The sequence below is a fragment of the Streptomyces sp. NPDC002324 genome (genome assembly GCF_053593335.1).
Genome location: NZ_JBSFCF010000010.1, coordinates 175,070 through 201,080 on the forward strand (window position 1 = coordinate 175,070; position 26,011 = coordinate 201,080).

Sequence of the window (26,011 nt, forward strand, 5' to 3'; positions counted from 1 at the left end):
CTCAGCCTTCTCCTTCTGTCGGCCCGCACGGCACTGACGTCACTGGTCCAACAGACTTACGAAGAAGCCCAGACGAGGATCCTCGGGCGTCCCGACGAGCAGTGCGCGATCGAGCAGGATGTTGTTCTGCTCGCAACTCGTCTCAGGGAGCAACACGCACGCGTGGCACGCGGCGAGATTGGTTCCGCCCGTGCCGGACGCCTCGGACTCGATACAGAGCGGGTCGGAGGAGCACCACGCGGCACGGTGGACAGCCGAGCGGATCGCCTGGTCGAGACGCCTCGGCTCGCCCTGTGCGACGAGCCCGCCGAGGCTGCCTGCCGAGTCGCTCGTCGCGGTGTAGATGAGCACTCCGGCCATGTCGTCGGCGGTGTACAGGCGCTCGCGCAGGGAAGCGGCCGGATAGCCCGCGTCCAGGCTCCACTCGTTGATAAGTACATGCGCCAGCGTGTGCAGCAGCACCATGCGTGGGGTGGCCGGGGACGGGACGACGTTGATCGGGTCCCCGGCTCGCTGCTCCAGTACCCGCTGATGCGCGGTGCGCATCCGCTCGACCCGCGCGGCCACCGCCGTGGCCCTCTCCCAGGTGCCGAGCCGGTCTTCGTCCAAGCGGAAGAAGACCCCCTCGCCGCGCACCTCCATGGCCGGGAGCCAGCGCAAGGGGGAGCCGGAGAGCGGCATCTCCTTCGACTCGGTCGTGGAGTCGGGGTCGGCGAGTCGGGTGAAGGCTTTCAGGGCACGTACCTCGCGGAGCTTCTTCACCAGCATCGGCCCCGTGACGCCGAGCGGGCCGAGAATGCTCTCGTCGCCCAGCGGGGTCTCACAGACGAACTGCTCCTCGTGGGAGTCCTCACCCTCGTCGTTGCCCGAGCGTAGACGCTCGTACTCCTTGTTGCGGAGGGCGAGATAGCGATGGTCGAAAGTGGGGCCCGCTTCGCCGTCGGAGTCCTCCTCGCGCTCCGCGTCGAGAAGATCCATCACGTCGTCCAGAGGTACGGGACAGTCGCCCTTGAAAACACCCTTCAGATAGATCTCGACGTGCTCGCGGCTGTCGTACACGCGGAGCGCGTCCCAGTGCTCGGCCAGCGGGTCCGCGCGGCCGTTGCTCCAGGGAGGGATGGACAGCGCCGACTTCAGCACCGGCTGCCAGACCGCCGAGGAGCCGCGCTGAAGGGTGCGCAGCGGGAGCCCGCACTCCCGGGCGGGAGCGCCTGTGCCGAGCCACGGCCGGGGTCCGAAGCACTTGAGGCCCAGATCTTTCAGAGCGTTCCTGCGGAAGCAACCCTCCATCGAGACCTCGGGAGCTTTTCCGCAGGTGCAGGAGACGAGGATCGAACGGAGTGAGGACGTACGCCCGGACGTACGCAGCTTGAGCTTTCCCCCGCACTGCCCGCTCGTCGAGGCGCCCCGGTCCTTGGAACGGTGCACCCACTGCCAGTACGGGAACTCGCCGAGGTGCCCGGCCTCGCACGCGACGACGAAACGGGAGGGGACGAGGTCGACGTCACACGTGCCGCACACGCTACGACCGGCCAGCGGATTGAAGTCACGGTGACGCTGCAGATCGTTGCACTCGGGGCAGGAGTGCATCAAGGGGAAGCGCCGGACCCTGAGACCGTCCTTGCTGTTGTCTCCGGACGCGGGCGGCAGCCGGAAGTAGTCGACGCCGAGCAGGCGGGCCAGTCGTCGTTCGTGGATCCGAGGCGATTCGTCGGTGCTCCAGCTCTGATCGGCTTCGTCCAGGCCGGAGACGACGAAGGACTCCGCGTCGACGGCGATGAGCGATCCGATGCCGTACGTGGTGATCGCCTGGGCGCGGCGGACCGCACCGCGTCGCGGGAGGTTGTGGGCGGGGACGGACCCGTTCGCGCCGGTCCGACGGCGGCGGGCGGGGGGCGGGGTCATCGGGTTCCCTCCATGAACAGGGCGGACTCGGCGTCGACGTCGCGCAGACTCCACAGCGTGGCCCAGGCCTCGGCGTCCTCGGACTCGTCGTCGTACGCCTTCAGGAGCGAGGGAGCACGGCTGCCCCGTTTCGGCTCGAACAGCAGCTCACTGTGGTTGCTCGCCTCCTTGCACCACCACTCGACGAATTCGTCGAAGGCATGGGACGTGGCGTCGACCTCCTCGGGGCTCACCGCTTCCACGCGCTTCAGGAGCACGGACTTGATGCGACCTCGGAGGATGGGTTCGTAGGACTCGACCTTGCCCGCGTCAGGATTGTCGCGAGCCTCACGGATCAGGATGCGGGCCAGGGCGACGATCACGGCGTGCAGGCCCCGATCGCGTGCACGCGCGGAGAACGGTGTCACCGAGGTGGACTCGACCTCCCGGTAGAGCGCCCCGTGGAAGTGCTGGAAGCTCTCGTAGTGGGAGCGGTCCCGAGACCGGGTCGAGTTGAGCATGACTGTGACCAGGCCGGGGTGGGCGCGGCCGACACGGCTCGTCGCCTGGATGTACTCGGCGGTCGTCTGCGGCTGGCCCATCACGGCCATGAGACCGAGGCGCTCCACGTCGACACCGACGGCGATCATGTTGGTGGCGAGGAGAACATCCACGGCGTCATCGTCCGGGTACCTCTTCTCGATGCCTTTGAGCCGGGTCGGAATCTCGCTGGCGTCGACACGGCTCGTCAGCTCCGAGTAGTTGACGACCGGGCGGACCGCCACCCCCTCGCGCGCGCCGAGCAGCTCCAGATAGGCCACCACGTCGTCGTGGACCTGGAGTTCGGCTGCGGAGAGCAGCCGGAGGCTGTTGAAGTAGCCGACGAGACTCCAGTAGGCGTCACGCACCTCGTCGGTGGTCTCCGCTTGCTTGGCCCGGTGCAGCAAGGTGGCGTACGTGCGGATCAAGAGGGTGGACTGGCTGGTGCCGGGCGCCAGGAGACCGACGTAGCGGCGGCTCGCCTTCTCCTCACGTGGGGTCTCCACGGCGAACCACGAGTCACGGGCGTCAAGGCCGGCGGGAGGGAACTGGCGCACGTCGCGTGCGAAGAGGTGGCGCCCCTGGTCGGCGGCGCGACGGATCGTCGCCGTGGAGGCGATCACCTTGGGGCGGTCCGCCAGCGCGTCCACGGCGGTCTCGTACAAGCCGGTAAGGGTGCCCAACGGACCTGAGATCAGGTGGAGTTCGTCCTGAATGATCAGTTCCGGGGGCGGAGTGTCACTGTCCAGGTCGTCGAGGTTGAAGAGTGCCGCTGTCTCCGGACGCCACGGCATCGACGCGAACTTGTCGACGGTGGCGATCACCAGTGTCGGCCGTGCCTTGTACACCGCCTCGTCGATCAGGTGCACAGGCAGGCCGTGGGTGAACTCGCAGTCCGCGTTGGAACAGCGGACATGCATCCGCTTGGCGTCCACGTCGGCCTTGTAGTTCCGGGCGTCCAGGCGGGTTCCGCACCAAGGGCAGGCGTGCAACTGGACGGGGTTCTCGGTGGCGAGGCGCTTGTCGAGGTTCTTGCGCAGCTCGTCGAGCTTCTGGTCCGCCACGGCCAGTTTGTTGGGTGTGGCCGAGCGGCCCACCCACATGCCGATGGAGAACTCCTCGTGGCCCAACTCGGGAGTGCGGCGCCGCATGTTCTCCATGGCGCAGAGCAGGATCGCCGCGCGCTCGAACTGCTGGAGAGTCAGCAGCCGCAGCGTGTAGCGCATGAGGACGGTGACGCCACCGCCGTCCGCGCCCTTGCGGATACGACGCAGGAACGACGTGAGGGCGATAAGACCGAGATATGCCTCGGTCTTGCCACCACCGGTGGGAAACCACAGCAGGTCGGAGACATCGCGGTCTCGGTGCCCGGGGTCGTGGATGCCTGCCAGGCAGAGCAGCACGAACGCGATCTGGAAGGGGCGCCAGCGACCCGCGGCCGGGTCGGGGGCTCCGACCCGCCCGCTTTTCACCCAGGCACTGCGGGCGCGTTGGTCGGCCATGGCCTGGTTGGCGAGCCGGAACGCCCTCATCAGGTCGGGCTCGGTCCGCAGCAGCTCGATGCCCTCCCGGATCCGGTCGAGCGCCTCACGACAGGCCTCCACCTGGTCCAGCGCGGGCTGCTCGTGGGTGTCGCCCGTCAACGCGTCCGCTTCCGTCGCCTTCCGGTCGATCCAGGCCTCATATCCGGTGGCGAGATCCTCCAGAGCGGTCAGGACGTCGATCTCGGGCTTCTCGGCGAGCCCCAGCATGGACAGCGCCGAGCTGTCGATCTCCGGATTGGAGTCGGTGAGCAGTACTTCCACGGAAGGCACGAACTCGCTCCGTACCTCCGCGACCGCGGCCCTTCGGGTGTCGGTCATACCGACCGGTGGTGGCGTCCAGTCCCATTCGGCCGCGCAGCCGTGGCCGACAGCGAAGGTCGGAGCGTGGCGGTGCAGCAGCCTGCTGGTGGCGACCTCCGGGTCATGGGCGAACGTCGGCGCGGGGCGCTCGACGAACGCCGTGGAGCCGTTGACCGCTCGGACGGTCAGGCCGCACTGGAACAGGGAGAAGGCGTCCTGGAGTTCGCGTTCGCCGACCTGGTGGGTGTTGACGAGTGTGACGGTGACGGTGACCGTGCCGGTGGTCGGGTGGGGGTGTCGGACGTTGACCCTCAACCGGACCCCCGCACCGAGCTCGAACTTCCTGTCGGGGGCGGGAGCGGTCACGTCGACCTCGATATCCGGAAGCTCCAGTTCCCTGCGCCGCCACTGCTCCCGCTGGTCGGACGTGGTCCGAGCCTCGGCACGCCGTGCCTCGATCGGCTTGCCCTCCGGATCGGTGGGTTCGTAGAGGGCGGCTCGTGCCGAGACCACGATCGCGTCGCTTATGGCCGGGTCGACCGCGAAGGTCAGCCCCATCGACGACGGACGGCGGGAACCCGCGGCACCCACCTCCTGCGCCGTACCGGATTCCTCTACGCTGTCACCCGTACGCAGCGGAGCGATGTCCAGGCCGTCCTGCTCGGCATCGTCCTCACGGATCCGCTGCTCCGCGGGTGCGTCGGCCGATCGCGGATAGAGGACCCCGGTCAGGTACCGGTCGATCGGCGCGTCCTGGGCGAGGATCTCGTGTCGATCCTCAGCCGTGGCGTCCACAGCGGGGCCGAGAAGCTCGCGGCGGAGCCCTGCCAGCAGATCCTGGTCCCTGACCCGATAGTGCTCGGAGTGTCGGCCTGCCACCTGCGTCATGCGCGCTGCTCCTCGTTCTCGTCAGCCCGTCGGTACCTTCCGATGCCGGTGATCCGGGGGGCGATCCATGCCCCACGGTCACCGAGACCGGCGTTGGCGCCGGCCGCGGCGCTGCCCGTCACCGTCTCCAGGGTGTCGATCCGGGTGCCGTGGATCTCGTCGGGCCACCAGGGTTCCCATGTCCGGTTCACCTTCTGCACCTGGAACAGCTCCTCGCGGAACCGCTCCGACGCCTCTCCGATCTCCCGGCCGCCGTGCAACAAGGCGTACGGCGGGCTCTGGTACTCACCCATCGGTACATCGTGCCGCTTGCGCAGCACGACTTCCTGTCCGGGGCCCACCTGCGCCAGTAGGTACGCCTGGGTCGCCACCGCGTCGGTCTCGTGGCCCGGTGGGTTGTCCCGGCAGACGTCCCCCGCCTCGGCCACGAGGCCGAACCTGTCGTACGACCGCCATCCGCCGACATAGCGTCGGCCGTTCCTGCGCCCGCCGGCCCTTTTGAAGATCGGTAGCTCGGGTGTCCCTGCGTGATACAGGTCCTCGCGGGCGCGAGTCATCGCTACGTACAGGGCTCGGGCCTCGGCGGGGAGGTCCAAGTCGTCCTTGTGCTGCTTGCGCAGCTCGGCGATGGCCGGTGGGGTCAGAACGATCACCCGGTCGAATTCGAGCCCCTTGGCCCGATGCGCCGTGGAGACTACGAGGCGCGCCGTCTCCGGGTCGGCAGCGTCGTCGGGGAACCTGCCGTCGGCGACTGTATGCCGCAGCCGCTCCAGATCGAGCACACTGCGTCCGGCCGAGCGGGCGACCCGCCGCAGGACCGTCCACAGGACGCTCGTGTCGGGCTCGTACGGCAGAGGGATCTCCGCGAGCAGTGTGCGGAAGCGGTCCTCGGTGAGGCCGGTCGCCTCGGTACGGCGCAACAGCTCGGCCACCCAGTACGGCACCGGCCGCTCTTCCAAGGGACGCCGCAGCCGGTGCTCGACGCCGTGCTGGTGGAGCAGCTCGGAGACCACCAGGGCCTGTCGGTTGTCGCGGGTGAGGATCGCGCAGGTGTCGGGGAAGGTCCGCAACCCTTCCAAGGTGAACGGGTCGGTGAGGTCGCCCATGTCGTTCGTCGGATCAAGGAGCAGTTCGCGCAGTTCCTCGTACGCGTTCGCCGCCTCGTCCGCGTCGGTGACCCGTTGGAGCCGGTGACCGTGCGCCAATGCGATCCGCGCCTCGGGGGTGACGGCACGGAAGTTCTGTGTGAGGCGCAGCTCCACGAGTTCGTCCGGGTAGGAGACGCGCAGCCAGTCGAAGAATCGACCGGTCTCGTCGGCGCGTTCGGTCGGGTCCTCGATCTGGAAGCCGTAAACGGACTGGGCGGCGTCGCCGACGACGGTGAAGCCGGAGCTGTCCTGGTACCGGTCGAGCAGGGCCTCCACCAGCTCTCGTCGCCCGCCCACCAGGTCCTGTACCTCGTCGATCACGACATGGGCGGGCGGGACGGCGTCGCCGGTCTCCAGCGCGCCTTCCTCGACCGCCTGCGCGGCGGCGCCGATCCGCTCGTCGAAGCCGACCGCACCCCACTCGCCGTCCGGCCGCCACTGAAGGAGCACTCCGTACGCCCAGGCGTCGAATGTCTGCGCCCGTACCCGCCCGGCCCGCTCCCCGTGCCGGGCGATGCGCTCGCGCAACTCGCGGGCGGCGGCCCGGGAGAAGGTGAGCACCAGGATCTCGGCAGCTTCCAACGCCTCGTCGGGGTCCTCATGGCCGCACAGCGCGTCCAGCCGGCGCACCAGCGTGTGTGTCTTTCCCGCCCCGGCGCCCGCGGTGACCAGAACGCGTGCGTCCCAGGGCTGCTCGACCACGGCCCGTTGCTCGTCGGTGAGCGGTGGGCTGTCGAGGTAGGCGTCGGTCACTTACGGCTCCAGAGGTGCTCGAACTGGGTGAAGGCGAGCTGGGTGTCGAAGTTCGCGATGTTGTCGCTGACGTTGAGGATCAGGCAGGTGTCCTTGCCGCCGTTCTTGGGACCACGCAGGCCGCGGCCGATCATCTGTTGGTAGACGTTGGTGCTGTAGACCGGTCGTGCAACCACCACGGCGCGGGTGGCGGGTGCGTCGAAGCCCTGGGTCAGGACACCGTAGTTGGTGAGCACTCGGATGCGTCCGTTGCGGAAGTTCTCGATGCGGGTACGACGGTCCTGCGCACTCGTGGTCGAGTCCACGGCGGCGGACGGTACACCCCGGTCGTTGAGCATGGCCGCAAGGTACTTGGCGTGGTCGACCGAGGTGGCGAACAGCAACGTTGGCCATCTGTGCGGCAGGTCGGCCACCGAGTCGACGATGCGCATGCTGCGCGCATGGTCGTCGGCGAGCCGCTGCTCGGCGGAACGGGAGAGCATCGCCATGCGATCGGCGTGGGTCTTCTCGTCCTGGGTCAGTTCGATCCGACCGCCCTCGAGGGTGCGGTGCTCGACCTGGGCGAGCATCCCCCAGTTCTGGAGGTCGCGATACGGGTCACCTGAAGGGAAGACCCCTTGGTCGAGTCGCTTGTTGCCGAAGCGACTGACCAGACGTCGGGTCTCGTCCTCGTTGGTGTTGCGGAACGGGGTGGCGGTCAGCCCGAGCAGATGTCGACCGGTCTCGTACTGGGTGAGTCCCAACCGGCCAAGAATCTCGGTGTACCGCTTGGAGATGGCGGTGTGCGCCTCGTCCACGATCACCAGCGCGGCTTCGCGCAGCCAGGCGTACTGGTCGAGTCCCAGGCACCGCTCCAGCTTGGCGTCGGTGGCGATCACCAGGTGGGGCTGATCGACGACGTTCCCGACCTCGTTGCTGCTCCACAACCGACTGATGGTGAGCGAACGCTCGGCACCGACCTTGCTCCAGACGAACTTCCAGCTCTGGACGGCCTGCTCGCACAGCTCCTCGGTCTGCGCGATCCACAGCAGCGGACCCTTGAGGTCCCCGACGCGCTTGACCCAGCGGATCACGGCCTCGGCGGTGACCCGGGTCTTGCCCGCTCCCGTGGGCAAGGACAGCATGCCGCGCTGGGGAGCCAGCCGGTCGAGCATGGTGGAGATGTGCCGGACCAGGTCCTCCTGGTACTCGTGGAGGCTCGGGAAGTCCCGAGGGCCTTCGACGGTCTCGGAAGGCGGCGGCGACGGAGTCCTCGAACCGGCGAACGCGACAGGCAGCCTCAGTTCCGAGACGAACGCGATGGCCGCCGATGAACCCCCGTACGCGACAGGCGCGTTGGGGAAGCGTGCCTGGATGTCACGGGCGTGCTGTTGGAGCACCCCGTCGCCGTGCGCGTTGAACGCCATCTGCGCGATCCGCCGTCCGGACGGTTCCTCGCCGTCGGTCATATGGAGTTCGGCCTCCAGCAGCCCCTCGGGGAGGCCGGTCAGAAGTGCGTCCGCGCCGATCAGCAGCTCGATCTTGGCCACCACGTCCTCGGCCTCGCGTACCGCCTTCTGCCTGGCCTTCAGTTCACTGTCCCGGGCCATGCGCTCCTGGTGCTCCAACACCGAGCGGCAGCCCGTCGCGCCGAGGCCGAGGCCGAGTTCGCGGTCGACGAGACGCAGCATCGGCTCGGGCTCCAGAGGCACGCGGACCTTCACGACGCCGTCCTGGCGCACGGCGTCCAGAGGGGAGGCATGCGTGCCGTGGGGTGTGCGGGTGACCTCCTCCAGTTCGGTGCACCGTTGCACCATGCTGCCGCGGTTCCCGCTGTTCAAACGCTGTCGGAGAGCGGGGAACAGCTCGACCAGAGCCACGGGATCGCCCTCCGGGACCTCACGTGTCTCCCGGCTGATCACATCGGCAAAGCGGAGCATGCCCCACTTCTCGGCCATCAGCTCGGCGTCCTCGACGGTCGGTACGAGCAGCGCCGGGAGCTGCTCGGCGCGCAGGGCCCGATACTCGGCGGTGCCGACGGCGACAGTGATCTCGTCGTCGGGGCGCGTGTCCCAGACGTCACCGATCCGGCAACGCGTCAGGGAGTCCTCGGGGAAGTCGGCACCGAAGCGGGTCAGCATCACATAGGTGGCTCCGACGAAGGAGTCGTCCTCACTGCGGGACACCTCGCCGAGGAGCGCGTTCCAACGGTCCGAGGGAACCTCGTCGACGGTGGTCGGGAGGCGCAGCTTGCGGGCCTTCTCGGGGGAGATGTCGGCGACCGGCAGGACATCACGATAGGCGGCGAGTTGGGGACCGACGGCCTCCTTCAACGGCTTGATCCCCTGCGAGGTGGCGACCGTGCCGTACTTCATCAGCATCCACCGGATCGGCGAGGCCACCGCCTGCCGGGTACTGGCCTGCGCGCCGACCTGGCGCGTCCAGTTGTCCACCACGGCATCGTCGGGCAGCACCCTCAGGAAGGCGGCGCGGGACTCCTCGGAGAGGGCACGGAAGAGGTGGAGCGAGCCACCGATCGCTGCGCCCTCGACCTTCATCCTGTTGAGGGTGGGCCGGGGGGCTCGGGAGTCCAGGCCGCGCAGGTAGACAGCGTGGACGGCTTCCCGGTACTCCTCGAACCAGGCTTCGTCCGCCTTGGGCTGCACCCCGCCCGCAGGGCGTTCCTCCAAGCCGACCTGGGAGAAGAAGGCGATGTCGTCGGAGTGGAAGGACATGTCGACGGCGACGCTCGGGTCGCGCTGCGCGTCGACCACGACACCCGGCAGCATGCAGTCCTCGATCGGCCGGAACCTTCCACCGGCTGTCCGCACGCGCAGGGTCGAACGGGGCGCTGACACACGCTCCAGGACCTTGTGGGCCAGCCGACGAACCCCGGCCCGGCGGAACAGCTCCCAGAACCGCTTCCAGTCCGAGTCGCCGTAGTGGTCGAAGCCCTGGTCGAGAACGCTGACGAACCGGCCCTCGACGTCGGCCTCCCGGACACCGAGGACGTTGAGCGCGTGAGCCAGAGACGGGTCCTGTGCGAGGCCGTCGACCACGTACACGAGGGACTCCCGCAGTCCGCCCTCGTCGGCGCGGCGGAACACCTTGCCGTGGACGGGAGCGACGAAACCATGCTCCTCGGTGAGGACGATGCGGGCCTTGCGGGCCTCTTCGGCATACGGGGAGTGGGCCTCGACCATGTCCGCGAGGATCCGAACGGCCACCGCCGACGACTCCGCGGTACCGCTCTCCACCAGAGCCTCCAACCACGAGCGCACGTCGGTCCGCTCGTGTCCGGCCGCGTTGAGGACGTGCTCGACCTTGCCGGAGCGCAGTGCGTCCGCCTCGACGCTCGGGTGCAACCAGTTCGAGGGGCGTCCGGGGCACTCGTGCCACATCCGCAGCCAGCCGGACAGCTTCTTCGGATCCCCGAGTCGCGGATGGACCCGCAGCTCGGTCGGAACGCGCAGGACGCCGTCCTGGTCGGGCAGCGAGGGGTGGTTCGCGGTGCGGGCCCAGATCTCCCGGGTCAGGAATTCGTCGGCCCAGCTGATTGCCTCCTTCACACGGCCCGGGAGGAGGGGGAGATACGCGGCGGGGTCCTCCGCGGGGGCGAGGTCGGGAAGAGAGTCGATGACCAGGGCCGCGGCCATCCTGATCATCTCCTGGTTGAAGGGGGAGGAGTCGAGGAGGTTCTGACGGTCCTCGTTGGTCTTCCACGCGCCGTTGACGATGCCGCTCAACGACATTTCGTACTTGGTGGGGAAAAAGGACCAGAACGTGCCGCGGCCACGGGTCCGCGGGTTCACGTACAGGCCGGACTCCGGGTCCTTGCGGAGGGCGGGAACGGCCCAGGACAGATCGAGGGAGAGGCGGTCGTGAAGTTCGCCCGCGTCCGCGCGGGCGGCGGGCCCGGGCTCGTGGGAGATGGTGAACACTCGCCAGTCCTCGGACACGCCGACCTTGCCGGTCCTCTCCTCGACCACGGTGTGCAGATCACCCGACTGCCGCGTCGTGAGGACCCGTCGAGCCACCGGAAGGGGACGATGGTCCTCCAGGACAACCGTCGCGACGTGCGGTGAGAAGAGCTGGAAGCCGGTGGGGAACTCGTCGCGGGGCAGACCGTGGTCCTTGGCGCGCCCTCCGTGCATGTCCTTGCCCAGTCGGTCGGCAGCCCCGCGCAGCAGAGGCAGGCGGACGACGGTGGTGGCCCACGCCAGCAGCTCGTGCAGGACGGGGTCGCCGGCCCGCTCTGCCTCCATGTCCAGAGGGCGTGCCATGCGCAGTACGGGCGCGTCGAATTCAGATCCGAATCGGGCTGCCACATCGGGTACCGAACGGATCTTCTCGTAGGACCAGGCGCGATCGAAACCGAAGCTTCCGGTGATGCTGAAGAATTCCGGCGCATCGGTCACCACCAGGACAGACTTGACGCCGACACCGAACCGTCCGATCTGGCCGCCGCGCTTTCTCGACATGCTCATCCGCAGGATTGTCTCCGCACCCTCCGGAGTGACCGGATCTCCCTCGTTCGCGCAGTACAGATGGGTTTCCGTGAGGACCACGTGTACTTTTCCACCGGGCTCGGCGGCGATCTCGTCAGCTGCGTTCTGGACGAGTTCGAAAAGCTGTCGGTCGCCGTAGCCGCCTTGGGTGATGCGCCGTTCTCCATTGGCGTGCTCGGCGACGAGGCCGGGGTCGACGGCATAGGTCTGCAGGACACGGTTGGACTGTTCGAGAACAGTTTCGATGACAGAGGGGGACGGCGGTGTCGACATTTTTTCCTGCACTCCTGTTCAGGTAAAGATCCGAGAGAATGGGCGGGAGTGCGGGCCGGCGGTGTCATTCGCCGGCCCGTTCGCTTCCGTGGTGTCGCGTCGCCGGACGCCCCCCATCGCTCCGGACGTCAGGAGGGAGGGTGTGGTTCCGAACAGCGGCTTTGACGGTCAGAACTTCACTCAGGGGTGGGACGCTAGTCGGGCAGGTCGGCCACCTTCGCCGCCAGCTCGGGGAAGGTGTTGATGAAGTACTCCTCGGTCGTCACGAACCGTTCAAGGATGTCCTTCACCTGCACCTTGCTCACCGCCATCCAAATCTCCAGCTCGAAAGAGCTCAGGTCACGGTTCGAAAAAAGGTAATCGTCGTCGCTCTGTCCACTCATAATCGTGTAAACCCCCGCATCGATGCCGAAATCCCTGAATTTTGGACACGGGGGCTGCATTTAGGCATGCCAAAACCCGTGGATGAGTTGCTCTTTCTCGTTCGAGACGCTTACTGGAATTCCACGGTAGCGGGTCCGTATGGTGTTCCGCCAGTGCGTTGGGTGAGTGCTGATCGGCGGCGATTATGGAGTTGCTTCAGGCGCGAGAAATCTGGCGATGGACAGAGCTCTGGATATCAATCGACTGTCTTCTCTTGTGGAGAGACGGACGAGGCCTGGGTTCAAACCCTATCCGGTCCGCGCGGCTTCCGTCAATAGGATTTCAGTCGGCCCGGAAGGGGCTGCCCGATGCTTCGAAAGTTAGACAAAAGGGGCTAGGTGGGGGCAATTGGTGCCATAAAGGAAGAGTGATCTGAGCGTGAAGAGTCCGAGGTGCAATCAACCGTCAGTTGACAGTCGCAGTCGCGTCAAATTAGCCTCCTGTTCGTCACAGGCGCCCCGCCTGCGGCTCCGAGGAAGGAGCAGGTTGCACGTGGAGACAGGTGAGGAGTTCGGGCCCTGGCTGGCCCGGCAGCTCAAGCTCGCGGGCAAGAACCAGGCCGAGTTGGCCGAAGAACTACAGCTGACACGAGCGGCCGTCTCGGCGTGGATCACAGGCAGGTCGACGCCCCGCCCCACGGTCATGGCCGACATCGCCAAGGCGCTCGGTACGGACCTCGGCACGGTCCACACCCGTACCACCGACACCCAGGCCGGACTGCCGATCACCTGGTACCACCGCCCGGGCTACCCCGACGGCGGCCGCGACCTCGGCAACGCCGCGGCGTTCGCCTTCGACGCCGATGTACAGGTGCTCGCTCGGGAGACCTGCCAGAACAGCCTCGACGAACGCCTCACCGAGAACGGCAGGCCGGTCAAGGTCCGCTACACCCTGCACGAGCTGACCGGGGAGGCGCTCGACGACTTCCGTGAGGCGATTCTCTGGAACGATCTGTTCCCTCACTACTCCGCCGTCTCCGACGGCGCGGGCAGCCAGAAGGTCGGTCGCGTCGTGGACGCCGGTGTCCGTGACATGTACGAGAAGGGGCGTCTGCTCCTGCTCCGCATCGACGACTACAACGCCTCCGGGCTCACCGGCGACGACTACGGGGACGGCAAGTTCGCGGCCGTGGTCAGGCGACAGCTGGAGAGCCTGAAGTCGAGTCAGGGCGCGGGCGGTTCGTACGGCCTGGGCAAGGCTACCCTCTGGGCCACGAGCGCCTTGGGACTCGTGCTCATCAACTCCACCCTGTCGGTGCCGCACGAGGGACGCACGGAACGACGGGTCATCGGGCGTCTTGAACTGCCCTGGCGAAGGGTCGACGGAAAAGACTACGCCGGGCCCGCCTGGTTCGGACGTCCCGACCCCGAGTCACAGGGGGCCGAAGTCGTCCGCTCGTGGTGGGCGGACGAGGAGACCGTCACCCGTCTGCACCTCACGCGCGACAGAGACGAGCCCGGCACCTCCTTCCTCGTCGTCGGCGCGCACGATGTCGCCAGCCTCGACGAGAGGGCGTACGAGTTCGGGCCCGACGACGACCTGGACCAGGGTGACGAACACGAGGACACCCGCGACCTCAAGAAGATGCACCGTCGCCTGGTCGCCGCGCTGGGGCGGGACTTCTGGGCAGCGATGACCGGGGGCGGCAGCAGGCTCCCGCTGCTGGAGGCCTCGGTCCGCTCCCTGCGCAACGGTGAGGTCGTCGTCCCCGAGGAGCAGGTTGATCCCACTCGCGAACAGCCTTCCCGGGCCCGTGCCCTACGAGCGCATTACGAGGGTGCCACCGTCGAGCGGCTCACCGAGGCCGGCCAGGTGGCCGCACGCAGCGTCCCCCTGAAGCTGCCGCTCTCCGGAGGCGGTCGGGGAACTCTCGGCACGCACCCAGCGGTCCTTCTGGTCACCGAGGCAGAGGACCTGGACGGGGACAAGAACCAGGTGCACTCCCTGCGTGGCAACCGTATGACCGTCAAGAAGGCCGGCGTGCCGGGTCTGCCGGTCGGGACCAACCCCTTCCAAGCAGTCCTCCTGGTGGGCGAGGCCGCCGGGGACGCGGTTGCTTTCGCACATGAGGCCGAGGATTTCCTGCGCGCCGCGGAACCCCCCGAGCACGACCGATGGGGGCAGACCGAGGAGTTGACACTGCGCTGGTCCCCGTCCGCGTATCGACGGATCAACGCGTTGACCAGCGAGTTGAACAGCGCGGTCAAGGAGATCGTGGCCCGTCCGCGCCGTACGCGCGCCGAGGGAGGTGAAGCCCTTCGCAAGGCGCTGACCGTGCGCACCAAGCCTCAGGCCAAGGCGCCCACCGGGCCGGTGATCCCCGTACTCGACGGCCTGGACGCGGCGGTCGGCGACACAGGGGAGTGGCAGATCACTGCCGAGGTGACCATCCCGCGAGGCGACGAGATCACCCCGATGGTCCCGATCGCGCAACTCGACGTGCGCTCCGGAGGACGCCCACGACTGGACTGGGCCGAACTCGACGCGCTCGAAGGCTGCGAGGTGCAGGACGGGGTCCTCTACTTCCCGCCGGGGACTCGTCGCGCGAAGTTCCGGGGGGCCACCGACGTGTCGAGTCATCCGGTGCGGACCACGCTCAGCCGCCTCGTCGTCGAACTCCGCGCCGGCAAGGGGGAATGACAGCGTGAAGATCTACCCCTACAAGCGACTCAACCGACCGGTCTCGCTCAGGGTGACCTCCGTGTCGATCAAGCTCCTGAACGGCACCCGCGATCAGCTGGAGACCACCGCGTACTCCACGCAACAGCAGACCGTGGCTCTCGGTGTCGCGGGCCATGATGACTGGGTGAGCGCCGTGATCGGACTGTCGGCGACCCTGCCCCCCGGGGCCAACGCGCCGGACGCCGCGTGGTCCGACCTGGAGGTCCTCGCCGTACTAACCGACGGTGAGACCAATGTCCGGACTTCCGCACGGCTGGGCCGGGACACCGAGGACGGCCGTGACTGGTCCGGCTCGTTGGAGGTCTTCCGCGACGACCACGCGGGGCGGGCCTCGCTGGCCGTCCATGCCGTAGGCACCGTGGACGGCGTTCGCGGTAGGGCCATCGCCGAGACCGATCGGCACTGGATCGTCGACACGGTCTCCGAGGAACCCGTCCGCGGGCTCCAACTGGAAGTCCAGAAAGCCTCTTTCCAGAAGAGTGCCCGGGAATGGCTTCGGGCCTACGGCGACGCCCCGTGGGTCGTGGACCCCGCGGCCCGTGTCCCCACCGTGTGGGTCAATACCGATGTCGAAGACGTCATGGACCTTCTGCACAGTGGCGGTTCAGGAGTCGAGAGCAAGGTGCGTGATCTCCTGGTCGCCCAGATGGCCACCGATGTCTGGACCGCGGTGTTTCACGCAGCGGTCGGTGACCTAGAGGTGGACCCCGACGGCGGTCCGGTCTTCCCGACCGACTGGCAGGGCGAGGTGCTGCGGGAGATGCTCCCGGACGTGGTGCCCGGCGTACACGTCGAGGAGGCGCTGCGCCAGGTCCACCGCAGGCGAACCGGAGAGTCCGGCTGGCCGGAACTCCAGACCCGCATTCACTACGCGGCGATCCGCCGTGCCGAAGCCCGCCGAGCCCTCGGATTCGTCATCCGAGGCCTGGAGCAGATGAACCGAGCAGGTGAGGCATGATCACCCGACCGAACCACGTGCCGGAGCGACTGGGGCTGCTCGCCGCCGCAGCGATGGATCCGTTTCTCACCGAGCAGTTGATCAGCGGCGAACAGGTACACGGCGGCATCGACCTGACGAAAGTCGTCGAGCCGCTGCCCGATGACGACGCCCGATGGGCGGTGGAGCCGCTCCGCAGTCTGGTCGAGGACGTCATGTTCGAGTTCCGGGAGGACCGCACGCGGGCCGACGCCTGGCTCGCCCCACGGCTCCACGCGACCCTGCGGCTGACACGACGGGAGGCCGCGGACAAGCGTCTGTGGAACCACCTGGCCCTCGCCGTGGCCCCCGACTACGTCGCCTGGCGGCACCTCTCGGAGCCCACGGCGAAGAAACCCGAGAGGCGGATCGCCCTCGAGAGATTCCGCGGCGCGGCGGATCGCCAATGCTTCTCCCGTCTCTGGTGGGCGGCCGAACTCTTCCGGAACGGCCCGGACTACGAGCCGGTCGAGGTGGCCTGCGCGAATCAGGACATCATTCACAACACTCACCGGCTCGGACTGATCGACCATCGGCCCACAGCTCAGGCCATCGTCCGTCTGCTGAAGGACGGCCAGATCACCAAGGGGCGGGATTTCAACGGCCTCAGTGTTGCGATCAACGCGGCCGGCGCAACTCTGATCTACGACGTTCTGGGGCCGGACGACCCCAGGGACCCCAGTCGAATGCGGGACTGGGTCGCGGGCGCAGAGTCCGCCGACCCGGTGAGCCGGCACAGCCTCCCCCAAGGGCCCGACGAGGATCCCGCGCCGGAGGACTCCGTGACCGTGCTCACCGCCTACTTCGCGGAACTCTTCGAGACGGCTCCGGTCAGAGGGAGGAAGAACCAGGACTGACGAGTGTGTCCGGACGACGTGGCCCACTGATGGTCGGGCTCACATCCGTGACCGGAGGCTTGGAGCCTGCGGGGTTCTGGTCCTCCGGCCGAGGACACCGGTCGGTGCAGGCGTCGGAGTTCCCGCAGCCATGGCTGCGCAGCTTGGCCCGCTGACTCTCGGTGGCGGACTGCCAAGGTTTGCGCAGCACATCGGCGTCCGGTGCCGGTAGACCGAGCGCGGCACTCAGCAGGTGTGTACCGAACAAGGGCGGTACCGCGTTGCCCACCTGTTGAGCCTGTGCGGTGCCGGACCAGGGATAGTCCGGAGGAAAGCTCTGTAGCATCCCCGCCTCGTTCATGCTGAACCGCGGGCCCTCGCGCAGAACGACCTCGTTCAGGTGCTCGAAGACTACGAAGCGGGAGATGCGGCCGGTGACGGTGGTGGCAGGCTGCCGATCGCCGCGCACTCCGCGCCGGCCGGGATTCCCGGAACTGCCGTAGTTGGAACGGACCAGGAAGGGGACGGCCCGCCCCGGGTGCGTCCCTACGGGCTCCTCCAGTACCTCGCCCATCGACCGCCAGGGAAGCAGGGCCGAGTCGTCCGTCTCCTGGGCGTCCTCGATCTCTTCGCCGAGCATCGGCTGTCGAGCCTGAGCCGCCGACAGTTCGCGCCGGTTCCAGGCCTTGGGCTCGTAGGCGCGGTGGGTGGCGATCGGGAGGGCAGGCGGTTGGCCGAGCCCTTCACGCCGGGCGATCAGCACGGCCCGGGTGCGCGTCTGGGGCACCCCGTAGGTCTCGGTGGACAGGACTCCGACGGTGACGTCGTACCTGGTGCCGTCGGGCAGTCCGGTGTCCTTCAGCACCGTGGCGTAGTGCTCCCAGAGTGCGATGACCGCCGGGACCTGCTCCAGGACGATCACGTCGTAGGGGCGTCCGTTCCTGTGGGGACTCCTGGTCGCCTGAATCGCGTAGCGGAGAGGCTCCAGCACCATCGCGGTTCGAGGGTCGGGCAGGGCGCTCAGGCCCCTGTCGACGGCTTCGTCGGACTCACCCGCCGTCAGGCGCTCGATGAACGTCTTGACCTCGTCCAATGCCTTGCGTCCGGATCCCTTGCCCGCCACGGAGTACGTCTGACACGGCGGGCCACCGGCGAGCACGTTGATCTCCGGCGGCAGGGACTCGAAGGCGTCCCGACGCACTGCGCTCACGTCGGCGTGCAGGGTGTCCAGCCCGGCCGCGTACCGCGTGAGGCACGCGCTTCTGTCCCATTCGATCCCGAGACTCGGGATGTCGAGGGCATGCCCTGCGACGTCCAGGCCCCCGGGCCCCGCGAAGAGGTCCAGGACATAGGGTTTGTCGAGGATGGACTGCTGGGACGCCGTGCTGGTCATGATGCGGAAGTGTAGCCGGCCGTGAAGATCATCCTCCCCCGTTCAGTGCTGCCACGAGCGCATGCCCCAGCGCCCGCCCGACAGGAGGCGGTGTCGCCTGTCCGACCTGGCGGTAGCGGGCGGTCTTCCGGCCGGTGATCTCCCAGGTCTCGGGAAATCCCTGGAGCAGAGCCGCCTGCTCGACTGTGATCTTCACCATGCCGTCGCGGCCCGTCGCGGGGTTCCAGTCGAAATCGGGACCGGGGATCACATCGCCGACCGTGTGCGCGTTCACGCCCATCGTCGCCCAAGTGTTCTTGGCGCCAGTCGGTCCGAGGTCCGCGCCGCCCCGGTTGCGCGAGCCCCCGACGAGCGTCGGGGCGGGACGGTCCGCCTGCGCGGTCCACCGGGCGGCGTCCTTCCAGCCGCGGGAGGCCATGGAACCGGCCAGTGCCATCCCGACCGTCGTCGGTTCCTGGACGGTGGGTGCCGGCGGGCAGAACACTCCGGCTTGTTCCCGCTTCATGGCCACCAACACACCCTGCTTGCGGTTCTGCGGCACACCGAAATCGACAGCGTTGACCACCAGCCAGGTGAACTCGTATCCCAGATGGGCCAGTTCGGCTCGGGCGAACTCCCGGAACTCCTGATACTCGTCCGAGTGGGCGAGACCGGGGACATTCTCGATGAGTACTGCACGAGGGCTGATCGCGTGGACGAGATAGATCGCGGCCTTCAGCAGGCGCTCCTCCACCTGCGAATCCGCCCGTCCCGCGGTCGCGCTCGACCTGACTCGCGGCAGGCCGGCCGACAAGAGGTCCACGTCGAGGCTCACGGGGTGCTCAGCCGGATCGAAGTCCAGAAGGTCCGTGTGGAGCACGTTCCACTGTGGCCGGTTGGTCTGCAGGGTGGTGACGGCCACCTCGTCGTCGTCCAGAAGCAGACGCGGCTCGAACCCTGCCTGCTCAAGGCCGAGAGCGAGCCCACCCGCACCGGAACACACATCAACTAAGGTCAGACCGCTCATCCCTTTGTCCCCCTCATTCTCTCTCCACGCCGTTGCTCCACAGCGGCCACCACCTGTACGGCGACTGCTTCAGGGGCTTCGTGCTCCCAGAACCGCAGTACCGTCCAACCCTCCGCGACCAGATGCTCGGTCGTCTCCCGGTCCCGAGCCATGTTCCGGTCCAGCTTGTTGCGCCACCACTCCGCATTGGCCTTGGGGTGTGTCGCGTGCTCCGGGCACCCGTGCCAGAAGCATCCGTCGATCAGGATCGCCAGCTTCGCCCCTGGGAACGCCACGTCGATACGGCGTCGCGCCATCCCCGGAACCGGGTACTCCACGCGGTAGCGCAGCCCGGCAGCGTGGAGCAGGCGACGAACGGCCAGTTCGGCGGCCGTGTCCTTGCTGACCTGTCTGCTCATGCGTGCGGAGACGGCGGGCGACAACGGCTTCATCGTGCTCAAGGCGGCTGTGCCTCACGATCGCGGCTCGGTCCGGTCGGTTGCAGCTCGATTCCATCACAGCGGAGTGACAGCCGCTCCGGATCTTGGTGATCGAGGTGGCGGTGTGAGTGGGGACGGTGTTGTCGTGGTGCCGTTGGACCGCTCGCTTCTTGGCAGTGTCGCGCTTCCGCCGCCCGCCTCAAGGGCGCTTCGCGTCGCCTTCGGCGATGGCCCTGCGGGCCACCCTTGACCCGGGCCGCTCCAGCGCGGGGGGAGAAGCGAGCGAGCGGCCCGGAAGGGCGGGTGGTCCAGGTTGGGTGAGGTGAGGTCGACGGGGTTGTGGAGCGGGGTGCCTGGCGCGGTCTCGTCTCGCAAGCACGCCGGGATTGCTCAGCGGCCTGCGGTGAGTGGGGGTGGTTGCGGCTACGCGCCGTGACACGTCTCGTACGCCTGCCCCGACCCGCACCAGCAGACGCTTCCCCGCTGCGGCGGCCACTCCACAGCCAACCCCCGCGCCGCCAGCGTCGTCGCGTACTGCGGGAGCAGTGTCGCGTCGGCCGGGGACGAGCCCTCCGAGGCGGCGAAGGCCTCGTAGGACGGGACCGTGCCGGTGACGATGCCCAGGTTCGGGGTGCCGGAGGCCGACAGTTCGCGGAGGGACGCCTCTATCGTCGCGAGGTGTTCCTCGTGGGACGGGTATTCCGCGGACAGGCCCGGGTACGCCGAGACCAGCTCCGAGAGTTCGGTGGCCGGCCAGTGCAGGACCGCCACCGGGAACGGGCGGGAGAGGGCCTCGCGGTAGGCGCCCAACTCCGCGCGCAGGCGGGAGATTTCGGCCTGGAGCTCCGCCGGGTTGTCCGAGCCCAGGGACCAGACGCGCTTGGGGTCGTGCAGCTCGTCCAGGGAGACCGAGGAGGAGTGCTGGGTGTCCGCCACGGCGTCCCACTCGTCGTGCGCCGAGCCCAGCATGCGGCGCACCCGGTGGCGGCCGAACAGCAGGGCGCGGGTCGCGTACGGGGGCTCCGGGACGTCCGTCAGCAGGAGGGTCACGGCCGCGGTGAACGTGTCCTGGGCCGCCTCCAGCTCGTCGTGGGCCTCCAGGGCCTCGGCGACGATCACCCAGGGGGCCGGGTCGCGGGGGGCCGCCGCGCGGACGCCGTCGATGATTGCGCGGGCCTCCGCCTCGTGGCCGTACTCCCAGAGGTTGGACGCTTTCAGCGCTCGTACGAGGTGGGGGTTGTCCAGGGGCGTGGAGGAGGACAGCAGGCGGTCGTAGAGGGCTGTCGCCGTGGGGCGGTCGCCGGAGAGTTCGCGGTGGGCGGCGGCCTGGAGGAGGAGGTGCTCGGCGTCCTCGGGGTAGAGGTCGGCGGTCCGCTCCAGGCGTGCCGCTTCGGCGTTGTGGTCGACGTTCTCGGCAGGCGTGTCGGGGCGCATGGACGACACCGTACTGCCCGTGGGGGAGGTAGGGGGATGGAGGTGAGGTACGGGCTGAGGTGGGAGGGAGCGGGCCAGGGGCGCGTTCCCTCCCACCTCCCCTCCTTTGCCTTCGGATCTCTCCTGGACATGGGGCTGTGGCGTGCGGACCGGGGGCCGGCGCCCTCCGGCCCGCGCGCCGGTCCTTCTAGATCGTCACCCCGTCGATCTGCAGTGTCTGCACCGCGCCCGCCGCGAACGGCACCGCCACCGTCTTGCCGCTCAGGCGCGTGTCCGAGTACGCGCGGTAGCGGTCGGTGCCGCCCGAGGTGTGGGTGTTCCAGCGGGGGACCAGGCCGTTCGCGCCGCCCGTCACCGTCGTGAAGTTCGCGAGGTTGAAGGTGAAGGTCTGGGCGGAGGAGGCGGTGTTGATCGCCACGATCACCAGGCGCTTGGCCGCCGCGTCGTACGCCGCCGCCGTGAAGCTGGAGCCCGTGTCCAGGATCGTCATTCCCGGGCGGATGTGGCGGCTGAACTGGGCCATCACGTAGTACTTGGTCTGGACCGTCGTGGGCTGGAGGGTGTTCTGGTCGTACGCGATCATCGCCCAGCCCGCCGTCGGGTCCATCACCTGCCAGTAGACCCAGGCCGTGGGGTGCAGCCAGCGGAAGTCGTAACAGAGGTTCCGCGCGAGGGTCCAGCCCGTGCCGTCGCTGTCGCCCGTCTCCGAGTTCCAGAGCTTCTTGCCGGCGGTGGTGACCACGTCCGTGTAGAGGAGGTCGCGGCGGCCGTTCGCGCCCTGGTAGCCGTGTACGTTCACCTGGCTGACCAGGGCCTTCGTGGCGGAGTTGAAGGAGTTCCAGGTCGAGCGGGCCGTGTCGTAGTTGGTCTCGTCGGAGGCCGAGATACGGACCGAGTTCAACCCGCGCGCGTCCAACTCGCTGCGCATGTACGGGAGTACGGCGGCCTGGACCGCCGGGTCCATGTGGCAGCCCTCCTGGGTGCCGGTCGCCGTCCACCAGGTGGACGCCGGTTCGTTGAACGGGTCGACCGTCGCGAAGTTCACGCCCCAGTTGTTCTTGGCGTAGAGGGCCACCGCCGCGAGGTGGGAGGCGTGCTGGCGGTAGTTCCAGGTCTGGAGGTTGTTGCCGCCACCGGAGGCGCCCGAGGGGTTGTGGTTCGAACACATCCACCACATGGGGGAGTTGGCGAAGAGTTCCGTCGTCGCCCCGCGCGCCACCGCCTTCGTCAGGGCCGCGCGCTGGTTCGGGTCCGCCGTCCACTTCCAGGCCGAGGAGGTCGGGTTCTCGTTGGTGTAGTCCTGCCAGAAGCCCTCGATCTGCTTGAACGCGGGGATGTTGGGGGACTTCACCATCGACTCGCCGTCGATGGAGTTCGAGCTGCACGCGCCGAGGTTGTAGCGGGCGATGTTCATGCCCAGGCCGGGCAGGGCCGTGCCGTTGTACGTCGTCGTCTTGGTGGTGAACCACAGGTCGGCGAAGTCGTCCCGGGCTCCGAAGACGTTGGCCCACCAGGCCAGGGAGGTGCCCCAGCCCTCCCAGGTGCCGTACTTGGTGGCCGGGTTGACGGCGATGGTCGCGTCCGCGTGGGCCGTGCCGGTGCCGAGGGCCGTGCCGACCACCGCGCCGCCGGCCGCGGCGAGGAGGGCTCTGCGGCCGAAGGCGGCCGGGGGGCGTCCGGGCGTCGGGGTCTGCGCGGCCGGTCTCGTCCGCTCGTTCGTGGGCTCGGGGGATGCAGTCATGTCAGCTCCGGGGGATGCGGGTGCCGAGGGGAGGGAAAGGTGGGGCTGGGGGGCCGGCCACCTTCCGAACTGCTCAGGGGGACATCAGTGGGGACAACTGCTCTGTAGCGACATCGGAAGAGTCAGGGGTGAAAGGTGAGGTTGTCGAGAGGTGTGACAGCGCTTTCTCCTATTTCTTTCAAGGGTTGTGAGAAGGGGAGATGAAAGTCGCCCACCCCCGTGCGCTCCAGGTCGCCGCCGAGGCTGCCGTCACCCTCGGGCTCGTCCTCCTGCTCTTTCTCGCCCATCAGCTGTGGTGGACCAACCGGCAGGCCCAGGAGAGAGCGGCCCGCGAGGTGGCCGCGCTGGAGAGGGAGTGGGGCGCGGACACGGAGGGGAGCGGGAAGAAGGAGAGAGGCGGGGAGAGCGAGAGAGGCGGGGAGTGGGAGAGAAGCGGGGAGCGGGAGCGCCCGGCCAGGGCCTACGCCGTCCTCGCCATCCCCCGTCTTCACCTCCGCGTGCCCGTCGCCGAGGGGGTCGGCCGGGCGGACGTCCTCGACAGCGGGTACGTCGGGCACTACCCGGGGACCGCGCAGCCGGGCCGGCCCGGCAACCTCGCCCTGGCCGGGCACCGCAACACCCACGGCGAGCCCTTCCGCCACCTCGACCGGCTCGCGCCCGGTGACGAGGTCCACATCGAGACCCGCGACACCGTCCACACCTACGTCGTCGACCGGACGCTCCCGCAGACCGCGCCCGGCGACCGCGGGGTCCTGCGGCCCGTCCCGCGCAGTGATGTGCGGCCGTCGTACGGGTACGCCGAGCGTGGCCACTACCTCACGCTCACCACCTGCACGCCCGTGTACACCTCGACGTACCGCCTCGTAGTCTGGGGGAAGCTGCGCTCGGTGCGGCTCAGATGAGAGCATGTGTGCGACAGAGCGCGGTGTGGCAACCAGAGCACGGAGCAGGAAGGGGTGCGCGATGATCCGGAGCTGGATCGACCTGCGTCCCGCCGCCGTGCTGCTGCTGTTCCTCTTCGAGGTCGCCGTCCTCGACAGCGGCACGCTCTCCGCGGCCGTCGCCTTCGCCGCGACCGCCGCCGCCGGGTCCGCGTTCGCCGCCTGTGCGGTGATCGCCTCACGCTGCGCCCCCGTCGTGCCTCGTACGCGCGTACGGACGGCCATACGGGACCGTGAGCGCCGTACGGCGTTCCTGCCCCAACGCGATCCCGACGCACGCGGCCGTACGCGGCCCCGGGCGCCCGGACACGCCCTCCTGACGGCCACCGCGTAGGGCACGCCCCCTCTTCGAAGGCACGTGCTCCTCGCGCGGGCCGTCGCGCCGGTTCCTGACCCCGGTCCGTCCCGGACGGACGGGTCCCTGGCACGACGAGACCCCCTGGAGGGCTCCCACCCATGTCCGTTTTCGCCGACCTCGTCGGACACCTCGCCGATCTGCTCCAGCCGCTGTTCCACGCCTCCGCGACGGCCTTCGCGATCGTCCTGTTCACGGCCCTCGTACGACTGCTCGTGCACCCCCTGTCCCGGGCGGCGGCGCGGGGGCAGCGGGCCCGGATCGCCCTGCAGCCGCAGATCGCGGAGCTGCGGAAGAAGCACGCGAAGAACCCGGAGAAGCTGCAGAAGGCCATGCTGGAGCTGCACACCAAGGAGAAGGTGTCGCCGCTGTCCGGCTGCCTGCCCAGCCTCTGCCAGCTGCCCGCCTTCTTCCTCCTCTACCACCTCTTCTCCAACCGGACGATCGGCGGCGAGGCCAACGCCCTCCTCACCCACAAGCTCTTCGCGGCCCCGCTCGGCGACCGCTGGCACGACGCGCTCGGCGACGGCGGTGTGCTCGGGCCGCAGGGGCTCGTCTACGTCGGCCTCTTCGTGATCGTCGCGGGGGTCGCGACCTTCAACTTCCGCCGTACGAAGCGGATGATGGCGGCGGGTACGGCCGGCCTGCCGACGGGGTCGGACGAGCAGCTGCCCGGGATGGCGGCGAGCATGGGGGCCGTCAGCAAGTTCATGCCGTTCATGTCCTTCTTCACGCTGCTCAGCGTGGCGGTGGTGCCGCTGGCGGCCGCGCTGTACGTGGTGACCAGTACGACGTGGAGCGCGGTGGAGCGGGCGCTGCTCTACCCCTTGCCCACGGCGGCGGCCGGGGCCGCGGCGGGTACCGGCACCGGTGCCTCGTCGACCGCCACGGCGCAGTAGCGGGCGGCGGGCGGGGACGGGCTGTCACGAGCCGGGCGAGCAGGGCGGTCCACTACGTGAACCGGGTATTGCGGAGTGGACCGTGACCTTGGACGATCGACCAGTCCTCCGATGGCTGCACCCATCGGTCGGGCGGCGGACGACCGAGGGAGATGGCCATCATGAAGCTGCTGCGAGTCGGTACGGCGGGTGCGGAGCGGCCCGCGCTGCTCGACGGCGAGGGAGTCCTGCGGGACCTGTCGGGCGTCGTCCCGGACATCGACGGCGCGCTGCTCGCGGACGAGGAGGCGCTCGGGCGGGTCAGGGCCGCCGCCGAGAGCGGTGAGCTGCCCGTCCTGCCCGCGGCGGGGCTGCGCGTCGGGCCGCCGCTCGCCCGTATCGGCAAGATCGTCTGCATCGGGCTCAACTACCACGACCACGCGCGCGAGACGGGGGCCGAGCCGCCCGCCGAGCCGGTGATCTTCTTCAAGGCGGCGGACACCGTGGTCGGGCCCCACGACACGGTGCTCGTGCCGCGCGGGTCGACCAAGACCGACTGGGAGGTCGAGCTGGCGGTCGTGATCGGGCGTACGGCACGGTACGTCGAGTCGCGTGAGGCGGCGCTCGCGCATGTCGCCGGGTACGCGGTGTCGCACGACGTGTCCGAGCGGGAGTTCCAGCTGGAGCGCGGCGGCACGTGGGACAAGGGCAAGAACTGCGAGACGTTCAATCCGCTGGGGCCGTGGCTGGTGACCGCGGACGAGGTTCCCGATCCGCAGAAGCTGGGGCTTCGGCTCTGGGTCAACGGGGAGTTGAAGCAGGACGGGACGACCGGGGAGCAGATCTTCGCGGTGAGTGAGGTCGTGCGGTACGTCAGTCAGTTCATGACGCTCTACCCCGGGGATGTCATCAACACGGGGACGCCGGCGGGGGTGGCGCTGGGGGAGCCCGACCCCAAGCCGTTCCTTCGGGCGGGCGATGTGGTCGAGCTGGAGATCGACGGGCTCGGGCGGCAGAGGCAGACGTTCCTGGATGGGTGAGGGGTGAGGCTGCGGTTGGGGCGCGCGTGAGGGGCGGGGGCTGCGGTTCGTTGGCGGCTGCGGGTGCGTC

Annotated in this window: 16 protein-coding genes; 7 read left to right on the top strand and 9 right to left on the bottom strand. The window is 68.7% G+C overall.

Annotated features, from left to right (window positions below; translation table 11 throughout):
* Nucleotides 1–39: 39 nt before the first annotated feature.
* The 4 genes from drmB to ACWCRJ_RS16440 are packed head-to-tail and all read right to left on the bottom strand — an operon-like array spanning nucleotide 40 to nucleotide 11,817.
* Nucleotides 40–1,905, bottom strand: a complete 1,866-nt coding sequence (drmB, locus tag ACWCRJ_RS16425; protein WP_450939911.1) for a DrmB family protein — start codon at nucleotides 1,903–1,905, stop codon at nucleotides 40–42.
* Complete coding sequence (locus tag ACWCRJ_RS16430; RefSeq protein ID WP_450939912.1) at nucleotides 1,902–5,156, bottom strand: helicase-related protein; 3,255 nt, start codon at nucleotides 5,154–5,156, stop codon at nucleotides 1,902–1,904. The genes drmB and ACWCRJ_RS16430 overlap by 4 nt, the downstream gene beginning before the upstream one ends.
* Nucleotides 5,153–7,057: a UvrD-helicase domain-containing protein gene (locus ACWCRJ_RS16435; RefSeq protein ID WP_450939913.1), complete on the bottom strand. Its 1,905-nt coding sequence runs from the start codon at nucleotides 7,055–7,057 to the stop codon at nucleotides 5,153–5,155. The genes ACWCRJ_RS16430 and ACWCRJ_RS16435 overlap by 4 nt, the downstream gene beginning before the upstream one ends.
* Nucleotides 7,054–11,817, bottom strand: coding sequence for a DEAD/DEAH box helicase (locus tag ACWCRJ_RS16440; RefSeq protein WP_450939914.1), 4,764 nt, complete (start codon nucleotides 11,815–11,817; stop codon nucleotides 7,054–7,056). Before ACWCRJ_RS16440 ends, ACWCRJ_RS16435 begins: the two co-directional genes overlap by 4 nt.
* Nucleotides 11,818–12,732: 915 nt before the next feature.
* Between ACWCRJ_RS16440 and ACWCRJ_RS16445 the strand changes: the two genes are divergently transcribed.
* From ACWCRJ_RS16445 to ACWCRJ_RS16455, 3 genes are read left to right on the top strand one after another with little or no spacing between them, the layout of a single operon-like run.
* On the top strand, nucleotides 12,733–14,880 hold the full coding sequence (locus ACWCRJ_RS16445; RefSeq protein ID WP_450939915.1) for a helix-turn-helix domain-containing protein: 2,148 nt from the start codon (nucleotides 12,733–12,735) through the stop codon (nucleotides 14,878–14,880).
* Between the two features lie 4 nt (nucleotides 14,881–14,884).
* Complete coding sequence (locus tag ACWCRJ_RS16450) at nucleotides 14,885–15,880, top strand: hypothetical protein (RefSeq protein ID WP_450939916.1); 996 nt, start codon at nucleotides 14,885–14,887, stop codon at nucleotides 15,878–15,880.
* Nucleotides 15,877–16,755 (top strand): DUF6339 family protein, encoded by an 879-nt coding sequence (locus ACWCRJ_RS16455; protein WP_450939917.1) that lies wholly within the window; start codon nucleotides 15,877–15,879, stop codon nucleotides 16,753–16,755. The genes ACWCRJ_RS16450 and ACWCRJ_RS16455 overlap by 4 nt, the downstream gene beginning before the upstream one ends.
* On the opposite strand, the gene ACWCRJ_RS16460 is transcribed toward ACWCRJ_RS16455, so the two are convergent.
* The 5 genes from ACWCRJ_RS16460 to ACWCRJ_RS16480 form a co-directional block, all read right to left on the bottom strand.
* Complete coding sequence (locus tag ACWCRJ_RS16460; protein ID WP_450939918.1) at nucleotides 16,730–18,127, bottom strand: DNA cytosine methyltransferase; 1,398 nt, start codon at nucleotides 18,125–18,127, stop codon at nucleotides 16,730–16,732. The genes ACWCRJ_RS16455 and ACWCRJ_RS16460 overlap by 26 nt on opposite strands.
* Nucleotides 18,128–18,155: 28 nt before the next feature.
* A complete protein-coding gene (locus ACWCRJ_RS16465) occupies nucleotides 18,156–19,133 on the bottom strand; it encodes a DNA cytosine methyltransferase (protein ID WP_450939919.1) in 978 nt (325 codons plus the stop codon).
* Nucleotides 19,130–19,531, bottom strand: coding sequence for a very short patch repair endonuclease (locus ACWCRJ_RS16470; RefSeq protein ID WP_450939920.1), 402 nt, complete (start codon nucleotides 19,529–19,531; stop codon nucleotides 19,130–19,132). The genes ACWCRJ_RS16465 and ACWCRJ_RS16470 overlap by 4 nt, the downstream gene beginning before the upstream one ends.
* A 444-nt stretch (nucleotides 19,532–19,975) precedes the next feature.
* Entirely contained in the window at nucleotides 19,976–20,986 is a 1,011-nt protein-coding gene (locus tag ACWCRJ_RS16475; protein ID WP_450939921.1) for an SEC-C metal-binding domain-containing protein, read from the bottom strand.
* A gap of 187 nt (nucleotides 20,987–21,173) precedes the next feature.
* Nucleotides 21,174–22,727, bottom strand: coding sequence for a beta-1,6-galactanase (locus tag ACWCRJ_RS16480; protein ID WP_450939922.1), 1,554 nt, complete (start codon nucleotides 22,725–22,727; stop codon nucleotides 21,174–21,176).
* A 200-nt stretch (nucleotides 22,728–22,927) separates the two neighbouring features.
* Between ACWCRJ_RS16480 and ACWCRJ_RS16485 the strand changes: the two genes are divergently transcribed.
* From ACWCRJ_RS16485 to ACWCRJ_RS16500, 4 genes are all read left to right on the top strand, one after another.
* Nucleotides 22,928–23,629, top strand: coding sequence for a class E sortase (locus tag ACWCRJ_RS16485; RefSeq protein ID WP_450939923.1), 702 nt, complete (start codon nucleotides 22,928–22,930; stop codon nucleotides 23,627–23,629).
* A 61-nt stretch (nucleotides 23,630–23,690) separates the two neighbouring features.
* A complete protein-coding gene (locus ACWCRJ_RS16490; RefSeq protein ID WP_450939924.1) occupies nucleotides 23,691–24,002 on the top strand; it encodes a DUF6412 domain-containing protein in 312 nt (103 codons plus the stop codon).
* A 122-nt stretch (nucleotides 24,003–24,124) separates the two neighbouring features.
* Nucleotides 24,125–24,922 (top strand): YidC/Oxa1 family membrane protein insertase, encoded by a 798-nt coding sequence (locus tag ACWCRJ_RS16495; protein ID WP_450939925.1) that lies wholly within the window; start codon nucleotides 24,125–24,127, stop codon nucleotides 24,920–24,922.
* Nucleotides 24,923–25,083: 161 nt separating this feature from the next.
* On the top strand, nucleotides 25,084–25,941 hold the full coding sequence (locus ACWCRJ_RS16500; RefSeq protein WP_450939926.1) for a fumarylacetoacetate hydrolase family protein: 858 nt from the start codon (nucleotides 25,084–25,086) through the stop codon (nucleotides 25,939–25,941).
* The last annotated feature ends 70 nt before the right edge of the window (nucleotides 25,942–26,011 follow it).

Bases quoted from the DNA above. Each gene is read 5' to 3' on its own strand.
- ACWCRJ_RS16465 (WP_450939919.1), bottom strand. From the start codon at position 19,133: ATGAGCGGTCTGACCTTAGTTGATGTGTGTTCCGGTGCGGGTGGGCTC.
- ACWCRJ_RS16485 (WP_450939923.1), top strand. From the start codon at position 22,928: ATGAAAGTCGCCCACCCCCGTGCGCTCCAGGTCGCCGCCGAGGCTGCC.
- drmB (WP_450939911.1), bottom strand. From the start codon at position 1,905: ATGACCCCGCCCCCCGCCCGCCGCCGTCGGACCGGCGCGAACGGGTCC.
- ACWCRJ_RS16480 (WP_450939922.1), bottom strand. From the start codon at position 22,727: ATGACTGCATCCCCCGAGCCCACGAACGAGCGGACGAGACCGGCCGCG.
- ACWCRJ_RS16500 (WP_450939926.1), top strand. From the start codon at position 25,084: ATGAAGCTGCTGCGAGTCGGTACGGCGGGTGCGGAGCGGCCCGCGCTG.
- ACWCRJ_RS16470 (WP_450939920.1), bottom strand. From the start codon at position 19,531: ATGAGCAGACAGGTCAGCAAGGACACGGCCGCCGAACTGGCCGTTCGT.
- ACWCRJ_RS16455 (WP_450939917.1), top strand. From the start codon at position 15,877: ATGATCACCCGACCGAACCACGTGCCGGAGCGACTGGGGCTGCTCGCC.
- ACWCRJ_RS16440 (WP_450939914.1), bottom strand. From the start codon at position 11,817: ATGTCGACACCGCCGTCCCCCTCTGTCATCGAAACTGTTCTCGAACAG.
- ACWCRJ_RS16495 (WP_450939925.1), top strand. From the start codon at position 24,125: ATGTCCGTTTTCGCCGACCTCGTCGGACACCTCGCCGATCTGCTCCAG.
- ACWCRJ_RS16430 (WP_450939912.1), bottom strand. From the start codon at position 5,156: ATGACGCAGGTGGCAGGCCGACACTCCGAGCACTATCGGGTCAGGGAC.
- ACWCRJ_RS16490 (WP_450939924.1), top strand. From the start codon at position 23,691: ATGATCCGGAGCTGGATCGACCTGCGTCCCGCCGCCGTGCTGCTGCTG.
- ACWCRJ_RS16475 (WP_450939921.1), bottom strand. From the start codon at position 20,986: ATGCGCCCCGACACGCCTGCCGAGAACGTCGACCACAACGCCGAAGCG.
- ACWCRJ_RS16460 (WP_450939918.1), bottom strand. From the start codon at position 18,127: ATGACCAGCACGGCGTCCCAGCAGTCCATCCTCGACAAACCCTATGTC.